We start from the raw sequence: 16,112 nt of genomic DNA, 5'->3' as shown, positions 1-16,112 counted from the left end.
CCCACAGAGCAGGAGGACCAGATGTACGCCACCCTGGAGGAGGACACCAGACAGTCACCAAACGCCCCGCCCCCGCCCCCGCCGCTCCGGCTCGCCGGCATCGACGAGGACGACACCTGGGAGCCGCACGTCGTACGCGGCATCGACTGACGCGATGGCCGCAACACCCCGGCCCCCGGAGCGTGTTGCGCCCCCCGCCCCCCGTACACCGCCTCACCGCACCGGCCCGGCGCGCTGCACCCCTGCAGCGCGCCTCGTCGTGCTGCCCGCCCGGCACCCAGCGGGCCCCGGGTGCGGGGTGCCGGTGGCCGGAAACAGCACCGCCGTGCGCCGCGCCCTCTCGACCGGTCCCCGAGTGAACCTTGCCAGTCTTCAAAGGGAAGGACGAGCGGAGGTGTGGAGGTGCAGACATGATGCGGATACTGCGCGGCGGCCTGCGGATGATCAGGCGCTGCCTGCGGCCCGTGTGGCGGGCCCTGGCCTCCTACGGGGCCCTCTACATCGGCCCCGAGGCGGTGCACGCCCTGGACCCGCCCCGCCCCCCGGCACGCTCCCGGAGCCGCCTGGTGCGCTACGCCCGGGGCAGGTTCCTGGTGCTGCCGCCGGGGGTGGGAGGGCCGCCGCCCGCACACCCCGAGCGGCTGCGGGAGGACGTTCCGCTGTCCCCGCAGGAACTGCTGCTCGCCGGCGAGGTGTGGCCCGCCTACGAACGGCGCGCCCGCGACGGCGGCTGACCGCGGTCCGGGCGCTAGACCGCCAAGAGGCCGGGCGCGGCAGGCAGTCGCCTGCTGCACCCGGCCTCTTGGCTGGCGGTCGGCGGGTTCAGACGGTGGTGATGACCTCGCCGGCGTGAAGGCGCGGGGCGCGCGGGAACCAGGCGTTTGGGCCGGGGCGGCCGATGTTGACGACCATCAGCGGGGTGTGGTCGCCGTCCAGGAACTCCTTCTGGACGCCGGCCGGATCGAAGCCGCTCATCGGGCCGGCGGCGAGGCCGGCGGCGCGGATGCCGATGATGAAGTACGCGGCCTGCAGGGCGCCGTTGAGGGCGGCGGACGCCTCGCGGGCCGGGCGCTCGGCGTAGAGCAGGTCCTTGACCTGGGGGAAGTGCGGGACCAGCTTGTGCAGTTCCTCGTGGAACTCGTTGTCGGTGGAGAGGATCGCGACCAGCGGGGCGGTGGCGGTCTTGGGGCGGTTGGCTTCGGCCATGTGCGGCACGAGGCGCTCACGGGCTTGGGGGGAGCGGACCAGGGTGATGCGCAGCGGGGTCTGGTTGGAGGAGGTCGGACCGTACTTGACCAGGTCGTAGACCGCCTCGATCTGCTCGTCGGTCACCGGCTCGGCGGTGAAGGTGTTCGCGGTGCGGGCCTCACGGAAGAGGAGGTCCTGGGCAGCGGCGTCGAGCACGAGCGGCATGGGTGCAGCCTTTCAACAGAGAGCGGCTTGTGGGGCGGGGCGGGGCTGTGAGGGGCCGTGGGGGTTTCTCACCACTCGATCAGGGCGAAGCTCGCGGCCATGCCGCCGCCGAAGCCGGCCAGCAGGATCAGTTCGCCGGGGCGGAAGGCGCCCTGGCGGGCGGCCGCGTCCAGGGTGATGGGGATGGAGGCGGCTCCGGTGTTGCCGTAGTGCGTGACCGTGCGGTGCAGGGTGGCGCGGGGCAGGGCCAGGTCCGCGAAGACGTCGTCGAGCATGACGCCGTTGGCCTGGTGCGGGACGAAGTGGCTGATGTCCGCGGCCTCGACGCCGGCCTCGTGGAGGAATCCCTTGGTCAGCTGCGGCAGTTGCTCCACGACGAAACGGCGTACCTCGCGTCCGTCCATTGCGAAGTACTGCAGTCCGGCCTCAAGGCCCGCCCGGTCCAGGGGCTGCCGGCTGCCGCCGGCGGGCACCTGGATCAGGTCGGAGAGGGCGCCGAAGGTGTGCAGGGCGACATGCCGCAGGAGCGGGCCCCGGGTGGTGGGGCCCAGGACCATGGCCCCGGCGCCGTCCCCGAACAGCACGACCGTCCTGCGGTCGGCCGGGTTCAGGATGCGCGAGTACACGTCCGCGCCGATGACCAGCGCGTAGCCGCCCCGCCGCAGGATGACGCTGCCGACCGCGGAGAGCGCGAACACGGTGCCGGAACACACCGCGTTGACGTCGAACGCCGCGGTGCCGGCCGCGCCGAGGTTGTGCTGCACGTAGGCCGCGGTCGGCGGCTGCGGCCGGTCCGGTGTGGACGTGGCGACCGCGATCATGGACAGTTGCTCGGCGGTGATGCCGGCCGACTGCATCGCGGCGCGGGCCGCGGCCGTCGCCAGGTCGGACGTGGCCTGGCCTGCGGCGGCCCAGCGGCGTTCCCGGATCGCGGTCTTGCGGGTGATCCAGGCGTCGTCGACCCCGGCCGGTGCGCCGACTTCGTCGTTGGAGACGATCCTGTCGGGCACGTAGGCGCCCGTGCCGAGGATCCTGATGTCCTTCATGGGGCTGCCGGGGCCGGGGATCGTGGTGCCGTTCACGCGGCTGCCCTCCCCTCACATGGGTCGGTGGATGGCTGTACGGCGGGGCCGGCGGGGCGGCGCACGGGCCGCCCCGCCGTGGGGGCCCCGGGGACGCTCAGCGCGTCTGGTAGATGCGCTTGTGGCCGCTGATCCCGGCCAGCCGGAACGGCCCGGTGGTCTGCTCCGGGGTGGCGTGGTCGCCGCCGTCGGTCGGGAACGTCCACTCGTGCAGCTCGCGGTAGCCGGCGTAGTCGACCGGCGTGCGCCCCTCGATCGCCTCGCGGTTGGCCTTCGTGCGCAGGTGCTCGCGGTAGCCGGCGACCACGGTGCCGGCGAAGAACTCCGCGACGCTGCCGGAGCCGTAGCTGAGGAAGGCGACGGGCCGGCCACTGAGGTCGTCCGCCTGGTCCAGGAGGGCGGCCAGGCCCAGGTACACCGAGGCGGTGTAGCTGTTGCCGATCACGGTGTTGTAGGCCGTGGTCTGCCCCACCGCGCGGGCGATGTCGTCGTTGTCGGTGTCGTAGCCGCAGTAGTTCAGCAGGTGGCGGTGGGCCTTGAAGGCCATCTTGGTGAACGGCTGGTGGTAGCAGAACGCGGCGAACTCCTCGAGCCTGCGGCCGTCCTGCTCCGCGTAGTCCTTCCAGGTGCCCTCCACCGCCTGCAGGTAGGCGCCGATGGACTCCTGCCCGTCGACCAGGGCGGCGTCGCGGTAGTTGGGCCGCCAGAAGTCCATGACGTCGGCGGTGAACAGGCCCGAGGGGTCCTCGATGCGCACCAGCGCGGGGTTCGCGCTGACCAGCATGGCCACCGCCGCCGCCCCCTGGGTGGCCTCGCCCGGGCTCTCCAGCTCGTACTTGGAGACGTCGCTCGCGATCACCAGGACCTCCTGGGCCGGGTCACGCCGGACCAGGCCGATGGCGAACTGCAGGGCGGCGGTCGCCCCGTAGCAGGCCTGCTTCAGCTCGACGACGCGGGTGGCCGAGCCCAGCCCGATCAGCGAATGGACGTACACGCCGGCCGCTTTCGCCTGGTCGATGGAGGACTCGGTGGCGAACACGACGGTGCGGATCCGGTCCGTGCCGTGCCGGGCGATGATCGGCGCGGCGGCCGCCGCGCCGAGGGTCACGATGTCCTCGTCGGCGGCGGGCACACTCATCGACTCCTGGCCGATGCCCACGTGGTACTTGCCGATCTCGGTGCCGTTGTGGTCGGCGAGTGCCGTGTGCGGCAGGACGAACTGGCCTGTCGCGAACGACAGGTCGTGGATTCCGATGGATAGGGACATGCCTCATACACCAACCTTTGCGGTCTTGTTGTCGCGTTCCAGCTGGACGTGCGCGCGCATGAGTTCACCCGGGTTGGTCTGCGCGGCGAGCAGGGAGAGTTCGCCGCACAGCACGGTGGCGGCGGCGAGGGCGGCGAGCCGGCGGGCGTTGTCGCCGGGCTCGCGGTCGGCCTTGCAGCCGAGCCGGGTCAGGTTCGTCTCCACGAAGCCCAGGCCCTTGCCGTTGCCGACCGAGCCGACGATCAGGTTCGGCAGCGTGCAGGAGAAGTAGAGGTCGCCGTCGCGGTCCTCGGCCATCACGACGCCCTGCGAGCCTTCGATGATGTTGGCCGCGTCCTGGCCGGTCGCCAGGTAGAACGCGAGCAGCATGTTCGCGTAGTGGGCGTTGGCCGAGCGGATCCCGCCGGCGAGGAGGGTGCCGAGCAGGTTCTTGCGGATGTTCAGCTCGACGATCTTCGCGGCCGTGGTGTGCAGGACACTGGACACCACCGCGCGCGGCACGAGCAGTTCGGTGACGACGTTCTTGCCGCGCCCCAGGATGCCGTTGATGGCGGTGGCCTTCTTGTCCGTGCAGTAGTTGCCGGAGATCGACCCGTAGGAGATGCCCGGGACGCTCTGCAGCAGGTGCGCCAGGAGCGCGTCGGAGGCGAGGGTGGCCATGTTGTGGCCGGAGGCGTCGCCGGTGGAGAACTCGAAGCGGATGAACAGCAGGTTGGCGTTGATCTCGTGCCGGATGCCGATCAGCTGGGCGAACCGGCTGCAGCCGCGCACCACTTCGCGCAGTTCCTCGATGCGCGCGTGGATGGTCCGCGCGGCGGTGAGCGCGGTCTGCGCGTCCGTCGCCTCGACGAGCACCGAGCGGGTCATCCGCTCGTCGACGAGGGTGGCGACGATGCCTTTCTCGGCCAGCCGGGAGACCTTCGCGCCGCGGCCCACCGAGGGCCACAGCGGCGACTCGTAGGTGGCCAGCGGTACATGGGTCTCGGTGGTGGCGACGTTCCCCGACATGCGCAGGGGGCCCACCCACCTCATGGGGATTCCGGCGATCGCGTGGGCTTCGGTCATCGTGTGCTTCCCGTCATCTGGTGGAGGGCGTCGCTGGGGCTGGGGCTGGAGCTGGAGCCGGAGTTGGGGCTGGGGCTGGAGCGCTGGGCGAGCCGCCGGGTGTCGATGCCCCGGTCGGCGCAGAAGGACCGGAGTTCGCCGTGGATCAGCAGGTCGCAGCGGGTGAGGTCGGCGGGGGTGCGGGCGCCGAGCATGGTCTGCAGGGCGGCCAGCTGGTCGAGCCAGGTGGAGATCTTCGCGACCAGCGCCGGCACGCCGCCGTCCAGCAGGGTGCGCAGGAATCCCCCCGAGGAGCCGACGGCGCCGGCCCCCAGGGCCAGGGCGCGGGCGACGTCGAGCGGGCTGCGGACGCCGCCGGAGGCCAGCAGGGGGAGGCCGGTGTCCTGCGCGTCCAGCAGGCAGGCGGCCGTGGACTGCCCCCAGTCGTGCAGGTAGGCGTAGTCGGCGAGTTCGCGCCGGCCGTTCTCGATGCGGGCGAAGTCCGTGCCGCCCCGGCCGCTGACGTCGGCCGCCGCCGCGCCCAGGCCCGCCAGCGCCAGGACGGTCTGCCGGCTCAGCCCGTTGCCGACCTCCTTGACGATCACGGGGACGTCGACGGCCGCCGCGATGCGCTCGATCTGCGGCGCCCAGGACGCGAACGACCGGTCGCCCTCGGGCATGGGTGTTTCCTGCGCGGTGTTGAGATGGATCTGCAGGGCGTCGGCGCGGATCAGGTCGATGGCGCGCCGCGCGTTCTCGGCCGACGCCGTCGCGTTGACGTTCGCCATGACGAACCCGTCCGGGTTCTCCGTGCGCAGCACCCGGAAGGTGTCCGCGCACGAGGGGTCCTTGAAGTAGGCGTGCATGGAGCCCGACGCGATGGCGATGCCGGTCTCGCGGGCGGCGATGGCCAGATCCCGGTTGATGGCACCGGTCTTGACGCTGCCGCCGGTCATCGCGTTGATGTAGAGCGGCGCCCGCCAGGTGAGGCCGGCGAAGGCGGTGCGCAGGGACACGTCGGGCCGGTCGATGCCGGCCAGCGCGTGGTGGACGAACGACACCTCGTCGAACTGGTTGCGTCCGCTGTGCGCGTGCTGCTGCTCCATGGCGAGCCGGACGTGGTCGTCCTTGCGCTGAGCGCTACTCATTTCCGGGTCCCTTCTGGGGCGGGACGCAGGGGCAGGGGCGCCACCCCGGCCGCGGCCCACCGTTGCCGTACGCGGGCGATGTCGTGCGGGGAGCGGGCGTCGAGCAGCGCGATGCCGCAGTCGCCGCCGCCCGCCCCCGAGGGTTTGGCCGCCCCGCCGGCGGCCTCGGCCGCGTCGCACAGCGCGGACAGGGCGGGCGTGAAGATGCCGAGGCCGACCTCGTCGTCCAGGCGGGCCAGCTCCTGGCGGGCCCGCCGGATCTGCTGCAGCAGGCCCTCGCCGTCGCCGGCCTCGAGCGCGGTGACCGCGGCGCGGACGATGTCGGCGCTGGTCTCCATGAACTTCTGGTGCGAGGCGCTGCCCCGCCAGGCCCGCCGGTGCAGGCCTGACACCATGGAGGAGGTGGAGGCCGGGCTTCCGGTCCAGCCGACCTCCAGGGTCAGGTCTTTGGGCGGCGGCAGCCGGCGCAGGGCGAAACCCGGCCAGGGGGTGCGCAGGGTTTCCTGGATGCCGTGGCGGCGGGCCAGGTCGAGCACGAAGGCCCGGTCGGGCGCCTGGTAGGCGATCCAGCCGCCCCAGGTGCTGGCGGCGAGATCACCGCCGGAGCCCTGGGGGTCGATGCGGGCCGTCGCGAGCAGCGCGAGCCGGAACCGGGCCCCGGGCGACAGCCGTAGTCCGCAGTACGCGGCCACGGCGGCGACCGTCGCCACGGTCACCGCGCCGCTGGAGCCCAGGCCGTACTTCCTGCCGTCCTCGTGCAGCGTGCTGGTGATCGACACGCTCAACGGGGGCACCGGCAGGCCGCGTTCGGCCAGCAGGCCCGCCACCGTCTCGACCGCGGCCACCACCGGGTTTGCCGGTGTGCCGGCCCCGGTCAGCCGGCCGTCCCGCCAGGTCCGGTGCACCGCCCGGGCGGTGAGGTCGGAGGAGATCAGCACGCCGGCACGCTCGCCGGCGGACACGGTGACGGTGATGTACCGGTCGACCGCCACCAGGATCGCCGGGCCGCTCTCGACCACCGCGTACTCGCCGGCGACGAACAGCTTGCCCGGCGCACGCCGCACGACCGTTCGCCGGGTGGTCATCGTCCGTCCCCGGCCAGCAGACGGGCGCCGGGGCCCGGCCCGGCGATGTGCACCGAGCAGCCCGGGGCGGCGCCGCGCACGGCCGCGGCCACCTTCCCGGCATCCGCACGCCGGCACAGCACCTTGACGTTCGGCCCGGCGTCCATCGTCGCCCAGGCCCCGATGCCGTCCCGCCTCAGCTGCAGCACGCTGTCCAGCACGGTGAGGGAGGCCGGCGCCATGTACCGCACGGCGGGACGCGCCGCCAGCATCGTCGCGTGCATGCCCAGCGCGTTGCGCTCCGCGACCTCCCCGACGGCGTCCAGGTCGCCGCGCCGCAGCGCGGCGACCATGTCCCTGAGGTCGTCCCCACTGGAGCGCGCCCACGGCTCGTACAGCGGGGACGTGTCGACGGTTAGGCGCATGGCCGCACGGCTGGACACCGCCTTGGGGCCCGCGTCCAGGACCGCAACGACCAGCGCCGGGTCGAGCCGCGCGGCGGGTACCGGTTCGGCGTAGGAGCTCAGGTCCGCCTGAGCGGCCGTGCCGGTGCTGGAGCCGGCGTGCCAGAGGGCGAATCCGCCGAACAGGGACCGCGAGGCGGAGCCGGAGCCGCGCCGGGCCAGCCGGGACAGCGCGGTGGCGTCGTCACCGAGCCCGTACGCGGCGGCCGCGGCGACGGCGAGGGCGGCGAACCCGCTGGCGGAGGAGGCCAGTCCGGCCCCGGTGGGCACGGTGTTCGCGGTGTCGACGACGGCCCGGTGGGCCCGCCCCGCCCGCTCGCGCACCAGCTCCAGGAACGCGACGATGCGCCGCAGGGCCTCACCCGTCGCCGCCCGGCCGTTGAAGGTGACCGTGTCTTTGTCCGCCCGGGGGGCGAGATGGACGCGGGTGGTCGTCGGGAAGATGTCCAGGGTCATCGACAGGCTGTCGGTGCGCGGCAGGAACAGCTGCTCGTCGCGCTTGCCCCAGTACTTGACCAGCGCGATGTTGGGGTGCGCGACGGCGGTGGCCGCCGCCGTGTCCGGCACGGGCGGCCGCACCAGCTGCGGGGATTGTTCAGAGCGCATGGCGGGGGAGCCTCCTCAGCGGTACGACCCAGGTCTGGACGGCGCCCGCGTCGTGCAGGTGGCGGGCGACCTCCCTGGCCTGGTCCGGCTGGGTGAGCGCGAGGACGCAGCCGCCCAGGCCACCCCCGGTGATCTTGGCGCCGAGGCTGCCCGCCCCGAGCGCGGCCCCGACCATCGCGTCGATCCGCCCGGTGCTGAGGCCGGCCGCCTGGAGCAGTTCGTGGTAGCCGGTGAGCCGCTCGCCGAGCTCCTGCGCTTCGCCCTCGGCGAGGGCCTGCTGGGCCTCTTCGGTGAGCTGCGTGGCGCGGCGCAGGAACTGCTCCCGCGCTCCCGCCCCGCGGCTGAATCCGTCCCGCAGCAGCTCGACCGCTTCCCGGGTGCTGCCCGCGGTGCCGCTGTCGGCGACGATGAACAAGGCGTCGCAGCCGACGGCCAGTTCCTGGGCCCTGCCCGCCTGGAACAGCAGCGGGGCACTGGCGCCAACAGCCATCGCGTCGACGCCGCTGGCCCGGCCGTGCGTCAGGTTCTCGGCCGTCTGCACCAGGTCGAACACCGTGCCGTCGGTCAGTTCACGGCCGAAGAGGTCGGCCAGCGCGAGGACGATCGCCCGCGAGTTCGCGGCGCTGGAGCCGAGCCCGCGGCCGGGCGGGATCGCACCGTCCAGGATCACGTCGAGGTGCGGCCTGCCCTCCACGCCCATGCGTTCGGTGAAGGCCGCGGCCAGCCGCTGCAGACCGTCGGAGGCCTGCGTCACCACCGCCCTGGAGGCGGAACCGGTCATGGTGAAGGACAGGCCGCCCCGGGCGTCGCCCGCGTGGGAGGACCAGCCGGCGCTCGCCGTGGCGGTGAGCTGCACCATCGGCAGAGCGATCGCCGGAGCCCCGTACACGACCGCGTGCTCGCCCAGCAGGATGGCCTTGGCGTGGGCGCGGCCGATGCCGACCGAGCGGGCCCGGCGGTCTTGTGACACCCCCTCCACTGAGGTCGGTAGAGTCAACGCGCTCAGCTCCCCTTGTCGTTTCCGTGTCGAGATGGCGTCTTTGCCTGGTGTGGAGCAGCAGAAGAAAGAGAAATGGCGTGGGGGGAATGCCCGGTGGTCACCGCCCGGCCGGCCGGCGCCGCATGGCGATGTCCGTGAGTTCGTCGATGTCGAACTCGGAGCGGCAGTTCGGCGCGCCGTAGCGGGTGATTTTCCCGCGGCTCACCCACTTGCGGATCGTCGCTTCCGAGACCCCCACGGCGAGTGCGGCCACATTCGTGGGGACAAGCCGGTGGCGCGGCGGTTTCCTCATACGCCGGCATCCTTTCGCTGCCGCTCCATGAGCTGCCTCAGCGTCAGCCATTCGCGCAATTCCCAGGAATGCCCCGCCGAGCATCCGATGCGGTGGTCCCCCGGCTCTGCGGAATTTCGCGGCGGGGCGCTGATCGTCCCGCCGCAGTGGTCCACGACGCAGCGCCGCACCAGCTGGTGAAGACCGCCGGGATCGGGGTCGATCGTGCCGCGCAGCTCGGCGACGAGGCCTTCCATCTCGCCCGCGAAGTCGGCAGCCGGAGGCTGGGCGGCGAGCCAGTGCAGATGCCGGGCCAGAAACCGGGCCAGCTGCGGAACGGAGCGGGCCGGTGCGGCGACGGCGAGGTTTTCCACCACGATCTCCGACCAGGACTCGAGCGTGGCGAGGAGGTTGTACCGGGCGTCGAGGACCGAGATGTTCAGCTGATCCCGGCTGCGGCTCCCCGACACCCGGGTGGGGTTGGTCCGCCGGCGGCCCGGCGACACATGGTGCAGACACTCCTGGTGAAGGACCGGGAGGGCGCGCAGATCGCGTTCCGCCTGGCTGATGCAGGGGGCGCAGAGAATCGACCCGGTGACGGCACGGCTCTCACGGGTGTGGTTTCTGGGGCACGGGTGAACCATCGGCGGATCTCCTTCATGAGGCGGCTCGCCCTCCGCAACCGCGCCATGGCGCACGGGTGTTGCACATGGGTTGCGGCAATTTGCTGCCGGACCGGTGCCTTGGGTTCAGACCACTGCACGACGAGCGCCGGCAGCCGAATGGCCGGGTCGGTCCGGTGACGCTTTTCCACGAACGTAACCACCGGTTCTGGAGTCCCGATACAGCCCCGTTCGCGGCCCGGCGGAGGTGACCCGACGGCGCCGATGCGGCGGCGCAGGACGGGCGCCGCCGATTCCCGCGGCCATTCCTCGAGCCGATTTCCATCCGGGGCCGAGCGGTGATTGAGCGCGTGCACCGACGGTGGCTCAGGAAGGAGGCGCTGTGGACGGTACGCATGGAGGCGAACGCTCAGTGAGCGTCGGACTCACCGCAGGGCCGCTGGTGACGGCGGCCGATGAGTATGCCCTGTACGACCCGATTTCTTTCGGCGATCCGGACATCCGGGAATCCGCCCAGCCCATCGGGGGCGAAACGGCGGCGCATCTGGAGGTCTGCCTGGTGGGAGCCGGGCCGCGCGGCCTGTCCGTACTGGAACGGCTCTGCGCGCAGGAACGGAAGTCGCCTCGCTGGGACACCGTCACCGTGCATGTGGTCGACCCGGACCCGCCGGGCTCGGGACGGGTGTGGCGCCCCACGCAGTCCCGGCACCTGCTGATGAACACCGTGTCCTGCCAGGTCACGGTCTACACCGACGCCAGCGTCCGCATCGACGGCCCGCTGGACGAGGGGCCGAGCCTGTACGAGTGGGCCAAGGCCCTGGTCTCGCACACCCTGGAGGCACTCCCGGAGGCCGGCTACGACGAGATGGTCCTGGCGGAGGCACGCCGCCTGGGCCCCGACTCCTACCCCACCCGCGCCCTCTACGGCTGCTATCTGACCTGGGCGTTCAAGCGGGTCGTCGCCAACGCCGCCGCGCATGTGACGGTGCGCACGCACCCGGTGCGGGCCGTCGCCCTCCAGGACGAGCCCGCCACCGGCCGGCCGGGGCGCGCGCAGAGTGTCGTCCTGGAGGACGGCACCCGGCTGAGGGGCCTGTCCGCGGTCGTCCTCGCGCAGGGCCATGTCCCGGCCCGGCTCTCGGACACCGAACGGGAGCTGGCCCAGTACGCCGAACGCCACGCGCTGACCTACCTGCCCCCCGCCAACCCGGCCGACGTGGACCTGTCGGGCATCCGGCCCGGCGAGCACGTACTGCTGCGCGGACTCGGCCTCAACTTCTTCGACTACCTGGCCCTGTTCACCCACGGCCGGGGCGGCGTCTTCACCCGCACCCAGGGCCGCCTGCGCTACCGGCCCTCGGGCCGCGAACCGCGCCTGTACGCCGGCTCGCGGCGCGGCGTGCCCTACCAGGCGCGCGGCGAGAACGAGAAGGGCGCCCACGGCCGCTACTACCCCCGGCTGCTGACCGCCGGGTACATCGCGGCGCTGCGCGCGCGGGCCCCGGACCGCGGAGCCATCGACTTCGCCGCCGATCTGTGGCCGCTCGTCTCCAAGGAGGTGTGCAGCGTCCACTACGCGGCCCTGCTCGCGGCACGCGGTGAACTCCCCGGCCTCATCGAGGAGTTCACCGAGGCCTACCTGGAGGCCGAACCGGGACCGCAGGAGGACGTGCTCCTGGACGCGAGCGGCATCGGCGCCGCCGAGCGCTGGGACTGGGAGCTTCTCGCGCGCCCCTACGGCGACCGGGTCTTTTGCGACCAGGCCGCCTTCCGCAGCTGGCTGCGCTCCCACCTGGACGACGACGTCCGCCTGGCCCGCCAAGGCAACGTCAGCGGACCGGCCAAGGCCGCCCTCGACGTGCTGCGGGACCTGCGCAACGAGCTGCGGCTCGCCGTCGACCACGGCGGGCTGACCGCCGCGTCCCACCGCGAGGACCTCGACGGCTGGTACACCCCGCTCAACGCCTATCTGTCCATCGGCCCCCCGGCGTCCCGCATCGAGGAGATGGCCGCGCTCATCGACGCGGGCATCCTCGAGGTGACCGGGCCCGGCCTGCGCGTCGACGCCGACGCGCACGACCCGCTCGGCCCCTGTTTCACCGCTACGTCCAGTGCGCTGGCGGACGTAGCGGTGCGGGCCACCGTCCTCATCGAGGCCCGCCTGCCCGAGATCGACCTCAGGCGCACCGCGGACCCGCTGATGAACCAGCTGCTGCGCACCGGGCAGTGCCACCCCTACCGCATCCCCGACGGCACCAGCAGCACGGACGGCACCGGCGGCACGGACGGCACCAGCAGCACGGGTGGTACGGGCGGCACGGGCGGCGTGGGTCATGAGACCGGCGGCCTCGCCGTGTCCGAGCGCCCTTACCACGTGATCGACGCCCGGGGCGTACCGCATCCGCGGCGCTTCGCCTACGGGGTGCCCACCGAGTCCGTGCACTGGGTGACCGCCGCCGGCATCAGGCCCGGCGTCGGCTCGGTCACCCTCGAGGACTCCGACGCGATCGCGGCGGCGGTCCTCGCGCTGCCCCAACTGCCCTGCCCCGCAGCGCAGCCGGACACCGCGCGGGCGGGGGCGGGCGCATGACCTCCGTGCACCCGCCCGAGCCGGCGACCGCCCTGGCCGCCCACCTGGACGCAGGGCTGCTCTCCCCGGTCCGGGCGGGCACCCCCGTCGAGGCCGCCGTCGGCGACCGCGCCTGGCTGCAGGCGATGCTCGACGCGGAGGCGGCCCTGGCCCGCGCCCAGGCCCGCTGCGGCACCATCCCCGCCCAGGCGGCCGCGGCCATCACCGCCGCCGCCCGCGCGGACCTGCTGGACGTACGCGAACTGGCGCTGGCCGCGCGGGAGACCGCCAACCCGGTCGTGGGCCTGGTCAAGGCGCTGACCGCGGTGGTCGCCCAACGCTCCCCGCAGGCCGCCGAGTACGTGCACCGCGGCTCGACCAGCCAGGACGTCTTCGACACCGGCGCGATGCTGGTGGCCCAGCGCGCGCTGCGCCTGATCGTCGCCGATCTGCGGGCCGTGGCCCAGGCGCTGGCCGGCCTCGCGGCCGCGCACCGGGACACCGTGATGGCGGGCCGCACCCTTGCCCTGCACGCCGTGCCCACGACCTTCGGGCTCAAAGCGGCCGGGTGGCGCCACCTCGTCCTGGACGCCGCCGAGCGCCTTGAGCGGGTCGCCGACGGCGGACTGCCCACGGCGCTCGGCGGCGCGGCCGGAACCCTGGCCGGCTATCTGCAGTACGCGGGCCAAGGCGCGGACCCCGCGGCCCTGCTCGGCGAACTCGGCGCCGCGTTCGCCGACGAGACGGGACTGGCCGCCCCCCTCCTGCCCTGGCACGCCCTGCGCACCCCCGTCGCCGACCTGGGGGCCGCGCTCGCCCACACCACCGGCGCCCTCGGCAAGATCGCCGCGGATGTGCTGGTGCTCACCCGCACCGAGGTCGGCGAGGTGACCGAGGGCGCGGTCGCCGGACGGGGCGCCTCCTCCGCGATGCCGCACAAACGCAACCCGGTGCTCGCCACCCTGATCCGCTCCGCCGCCCTCCAGGTGCCCGCACTGGCCACCGTACTGATGCAGTGTCTGCCCACCGAGGACGAGCGCTCCGCCGGCATGTGGCACGCGGAGTGGCAGCCGCTGCGCGAGGCCCTGCGGCTCACCGGCGGCGCCGCGCACACGGCCGTCGAACTCGCCCGGGGACTCACCGTCCACCCCGAGCGGATGCACGCCAACCTCCAGGCGACCGGCGGACAACTCGTCTCCGAGCGGGTCTCGGCCCACCTGGCGCCGCTCATCGGCAAGGCAGCCGCCCGGGACCTGCTCACGCAGGCCTCCCTGCTCGCCTCCCGCACCGGCCTGCCGCTGGCCGCCGTCCTGGCCGAACTCCCGCAGCTGGCCGGTGTGCTGAGCCGCGAGGAGGCGGCCGCGCTGCTCGACCCGGCCCAGTACACGGGCCTTGCCGGCCCGCTGGTGGACCGGGCACTCACCGCACCGGGGCACCCGCCCGCCGCGGCGCCCTGAACGGTTCCTCCCGGCCCGTATCCGTCCCACGGGCGGGTGCCCGGCACCGGGCGCTCCTGCGCCGCGGCCAGCAAGAACAGGTCCGGCGGCGCGCGCGGCGGGCCCCCCGAGCGGCGGCCGACCTCCCTGGCCGGGCCGCTGCGGGGGATCCCCGCCCGCCCCGCCGTCCGGCAGGCCCGCTCGAATCCTCCTCGCGCCCGCCTCGAATGCCGCTCGAGGCGGCGCCGAAGCAGGCCGCCCGGGCGCGCCCGCGCCGCATGATGCAACGACAACGCACAGGGGAGGCGGCCGAGTTGAGGGTGGACGCACGTGTTGTCGGCAGGGGCGGCGGCCACGGCCACGCCGTGGTGATCGGCTCGAGCCTCGCCGGGCTCACCGCGGCCCGGGCGCTGGCGGGCTTCATGGACCAGGTCACCGTGATCGAGCGCGACTGGCTGCCCCGCGGCCCCGGCCGCCGCCGCGGCGTGCCCCAGGCACGCCACACCCACAGCCTCATGACCGCCGCCCACCAGGGCCTGGAGCAGCTGTTCCCCGGCATCGGCGAGGACCTCGCCCGCGCCGGAGCGGTCCACGTCCGCATCCCGGCGGACATGCTGCTGCTCGGCCCGGCCGGCTGGCTGCCCCGCTGCGACGCCGGCCTGTCGATGCTCAGCGCCGGCCGCGACCTCCTGGACGCGGTGATACGCGACCGGCTGCGCGCCGCCCCCCAGGTGACCTTCCTCCCCGAGCACGAGGTCGTCGCCCTGCAGGGCGGCCCCCAGGACACCGTCACCGGCGTCTGGGCCCGCGGCCGGGACCGCCGGGCCCCCGACGGCTGGACCCCGCGGCGCCTGATCTCCGCCGAGTTCGTGGTGGACGCCTCCGGACGCGGCTCCCGCGCCCCCACCTGGCTCGCCGAACTCGGCTACCAACCCCCCGCGGAAACCGTCACCGACACCGGCACCGGGTACGCCACCACGCTGTACGCGCCGCCCGTCGGCCATGTCGCCGACTTCAAGAGCCTGCTGCTGATGGCCACGCCGGACGATCCGCGCCAGGCCGTGCTCAACCCCGTCGAGGGCGGCCGCTGGTCGGTGACGCTCAGCACCGGCGAGGGCAGCGCGCCGCCCGCCGACCACACGGAACTGCTGCACGCCGCCGGCACCCTGCGCCACCCGCTGCTGCGCGACCTCATCGAGAGCGCCACCCCGCTGGGCCCCGTCTACAGCCGCGGCCGCACCGGGAACCGCCGGCGCCACTACGAGAAACTGCGCCGCTGGCCCGACCAGTTCCTCGTCGTCGGCGACGCCCTCGCCGCCCTCGACCCGGCCCACGGCCACGGCATGACCCTGGCCGTGCAGTGCGCCCTCGTCCTGGACCACCTGCTCACCGCCCACGGCACCGCGGTCGGCATCAGCCACCGGCTGCGCCGGGCCCTCGCCCACCAGGTGGCCCCGGCCTGGCAGTCGAGCACCCGCACCCCGGGCCCGTCAGGCGGACTGCGGGCCCGGCTCGGCAGGCGGTACGCGTCCAGGATCGCGGCCGCCGCGACCACCGACCCGCACGCGGCGGCCCTCCTGCTCCACCTGCACCAGACCCTCGCCCCGCCCGCCGCGCTGCGCCCGCACGCCCTGCGCGCCGCCCTGCGCCCGGCGCGCCGCACGCCCCCCGCGACGACGCCCCCCAGCGAAACCCACGGCCCCCAGGCCCGCCGCCGCCGGCCCGCCGCACCGGCCCCGCCCGCCATCGGGGTCGCCACCGGCTCCGCCCGGCCCCGGCCCACCGGCTCCTCGGCCCAGTGGCCGACCGCGGCACCGGCCCTCGACCCGCAACGGCCGTGAGCACCCCGCTTTTCAGCGCCGTGAGCACCCTGCTTTTCAGCCGTGTGGCGCGATATACCCCGTCGCGGCCGAAATTGCCCGGCCATACGCTCGAGACCATGACTGGAGTGGATCAACCAGCCGACAGGGAAACCCACTTGTGTACCCGTGACCCTCAACTCACCGGAGAACCACTCGAGTTCGCACTTGAGTATCGCTTGAGCGCGGTTGTTCCCTTCACCGGCGCCTGGATAGCGTTTCACCCGCTCCACGGCACCGGCCCGCTTGCGCCGCGGCAGGCCACC

The 16,112-nt window shown here is 73.8% G+C and carries 14 protein-coding genes; 4 read left to right on the top strand and 10 right to left on the bottom strand.

The annotated features are described in order from the left end of the window. Positions 1-410 precede the first annotated feature (410 nt). Positions 411-734, top strand: coding sequence for a DUF6059 family protein (locus OG266_RS44825; protein WP_371553386.1), 324 nt, complete (start codon positions 411-413; stop codon positions 732-734). 88 nt (positions 735-822) lie between these two features. Here OG266_RS44825 and OG266_RS44820 read toward each other — a convergent pair whose 3' ends face one another. The 10 genes from OG266_RS44820 to OG266_RS44775 all read right to left on the bottom strand — a co-directional run bounded on the left by OG266_RS44820 (position 823) and on the right by OG266_RS44775 (position 10,003). Then, on the bottom strand, positions 823-1,413 hold the full coding sequence (locus OG266_RS44820) for a malonic semialdehyde reductase (RefSeq protein WP_332880859.1): 591 nt from the start codon (positions 1,411-1,413) through the stop codon (positions 823-825). A 68-nt stretch (positions 1,414-1,481) separates the two neighbouring features. Then, the gene (locus tag OG266_RS44815) at positions 1,482-2,459 is read right to left on the bottom strand and encodes a 3-oxoacyl-ACP synthase III family protein (RefSeq protein ID WP_371553397.1); all 978 of its coding nucleotides are present in this window, start codon (positions 2,457-2,459) and stop codon (positions 1,482-1,484) included. Positions 2,460-2,592: 133 nt separating this feature from the next. Continuing rightward, positions 2,593-3,762 carry a hydroxymethylglutaryl-CoA synthase gene (locus OG266_RS44810; protein WP_371553384.1) on the bottom strand — a complete coding sequence of 390 codons (1,170 nt, stop codon included), beginning with the start codon at positions 3,760-3,762 and terminating at the stop codon, positions 2,593-2,595. A 3-nt stretch (positions 3,763-3,765) separates the two neighbouring features. Continuing rightward, entirely contained in the window at positions 3,766-4,827 is a 1,062-nt protein-coding gene (locus tag OG266_RS44805; protein WP_371553382.1) for a hydroxymethylglutaryl-CoA reductase, read from the bottom strand. Continuing rightward, a complete protein-coding gene (gene fni, locus OG266_RS44800; RefSeq protein WP_371553380.1) occupies positions 4,824-5,954 on the bottom strand; it encodes a type 2 isopentenyl-diphosphate Delta-isomerase in 1,131 nt (376 codons plus the stop codon). The genes OG266_RS44805 and fni overlap by 4 nt, the downstream gene beginning before the upstream one ends. Next, entirely contained in the window at positions 5,951-7,039 is a 1,089-nt protein-coding gene (locus OG266_RS44795) for a phosphomevalonate kinase (RefSeq protein ID WP_371553378.1), read from the bottom strand. Before OG266_RS44795 ends, fni begins: the two co-directional genes overlap by 4 nt. Beyond that, positions 7,036-8,088: a diphosphomevalonate decarboxylase gene (mvaD, locus tag OG266_RS44790; RefSeq protein WP_371553376.1), complete on the bottom strand. Its 1,053-nt coding sequence runs from the start codon at positions 8,086-8,088 to the stop codon at positions 7,036-7,038. The genes OG266_RS44795 and mvaD overlap by 4 nt, the downstream gene beginning before the upstream one ends. After that, entirely contained in the window at positions 8,078-9,058 is a 981-nt protein-coding gene (gene mvk / locus OG266_RS44785; RefSeq protein ID WP_371553374.1) for a mevalonate kinase, read from the bottom strand. Before mvk ends, mvaD begins: the two co-directional genes overlap by 11 nt. 127 nt (positions 9,059-9,185) lie before the next feature. Then, positions 9,186-9,380, bottom strand: a complete 195-nt coding sequence (locus OG266_RS44780; protein ID WP_326718157.1) for a hypothetical protein — start codon at positions 9,378-9,380, stop codon at positions 9,186-9,188. Further along, the gene (locus OG266_RS44775; protein ID WP_329543437.1) at positions 9,377-10,003 is read right to left on the bottom strand and encodes a hypothetical protein; all 627 of its coding nucleotides are present in this window, start codon (positions 10,001-10,003) and stop codon (positions 9,377-9,379) included. The genes OG266_RS44780 and OG266_RS44775 overlap by 4 nt, the downstream gene beginning before the upstream one ends. Positions 10,004-10,502: 499 nt before the next feature. On the opposite strand from OG266_RS44775, the gene OG266_RS44770 reads away from it, so the two are divergent. The 3 genes from OG266_RS44770 to OG266_RS44760 all read left to right on the top strand — a co-directional run bounded on the left by OG266_RS44770 (position 10,503) and on the right by OG266_RS44760 (position 15,828). Beyond that, positions 10,503-12,572 (top strand): FAD/NAD(P)-binding protein, encoded by a 2,070-nt coding sequence (locus OG266_RS44770; RefSeq protein ID WP_371553395.1) that lies wholly within the window; start codon positions 10,503-10,505, stop codon positions 12,570-12,572. Next, positions 12,569-14,008: a 3-carboxy-cis,cis-muconate cycloisomerase gene (pcaB, locus tag OG266_RS44765; protein WP_371553371.1), complete on the top strand. Its 1,440-nt coding sequence runs from the start codon at positions 12,569-12,571 to the stop codon at positions 14,006-14,008. Before OG266_RS44770 ends, pcaB begins: the two co-directional genes overlap by 4 nt. A 299-nt stretch (positions 14,009-14,307) precedes the next feature. Continuing rightward, positions 14,308-15,828 carry an FAD-dependent monooxygenase gene (locus tag OG266_RS44760; protein WP_371553370.1) on the top strand — a complete coding sequence of 507 codons (1,521 nt, stop codon included), beginning with the start codon at positions 14,308-14,310 and terminating at the stop codon, positions 15,826-15,828. Positions 15,829-16,112: the final 284 nt, after the last annotated feature.

Source organism: Streptomyces sp. NBC_00554 (genome assembly GCF_041431135.1).
GTDB lineage: Bacteria > Actinomycetota > Actinomycetes > Streptomycetales > Streptomycetaceae > Streptomyces.
Note: the sequence above shows the minus strand (reverse complement) of the source record. Positions and strands in the feature narration are given on the sequence as shown.

What these genes read in the sequence shown, in the direction of transcription:
- OG266_RS44825 (WP_371553386.1), top strand. Translation starts at nt 411, where the DNA reads ATGATGCGGATACTGCGCGGCGGCCTGCGGATGATCAGGCGCTGCCTG.
- OG266_RS44820 (WP_332880859.1), bottom strand. Translation starts at nt 1,413, where the DNA reads ATGCCGCTCGTGCTCGACGCCGCTGCCCAGGACCTCCTCTTCCGTGAG.
- OG266_RS44815 (WP_371553397.1), bottom strand. Translation starts at nt 2,459, where the DNA reads ATGAAGGACATCAGGATCCTCGGCACGGGCGCCTACGTGCCCGACAGG.
- OG266_RS44810 (WP_371553384.1), bottom strand. Translation starts at nt 3,762, where the DNA reads ATGTCCCTATCCATCGGAATCCACGACCTGTCGTTCGCGACAGGCCAG.
- OG266_RS44805 (WP_371553382.1), bottom strand. Translation starts at nt 4,827, where the DNA reads ATGACCGAAGCCCACGCGATCGCCGGAATCCCCATGAGGTGGGTGGGC.
- fni (WP_371553380.1), bottom strand. Translation starts at nt 5,954, where the DNA reads ATGAGTAGCGCTCAGCGCAAGGACGACCACGTCCGGCTCGCCATGGAG.
- OG266_RS44795 (WP_371553378.1), bottom strand. Translation starts at nt 7,039, where the DNA reads ATGACCACCCGGCGAACGGTCGTGCGGCGTGCGCCGGGCAAGCTGTTC.
- mvaD (WP_371553376.1), bottom strand. Translation starts at nt 8,088, where the DNA reads ATGCGCTCTGAACAATCCCCGCAGCTGGTGCGGCCGCCCGTGCCGGAC.
- OG266_RS44780 (WP_326718157.1), bottom strand. Translation starts at nt 9,380, where the DNA reads ATGAGGAAACCGCCGCGCCACCGGCTTGTCCCCACGAATGTGGCCGCA.
- OG266_RS44775 (WP_329543437.1), bottom strand. Translation starts at nt 10,003, where the DNA reads ATGGTTCACCCGTGCCCCAGAAACCACACCCGTGAGAGCCGTGCCGTC.
- pcaB (WP_371553371.1), top strand. Translation starts at nt 12,569, where the DNA reads ATGACCTCCGTGCACCCGCCCGAGCCGGCGACCGCCCTGGCCGCCCAC.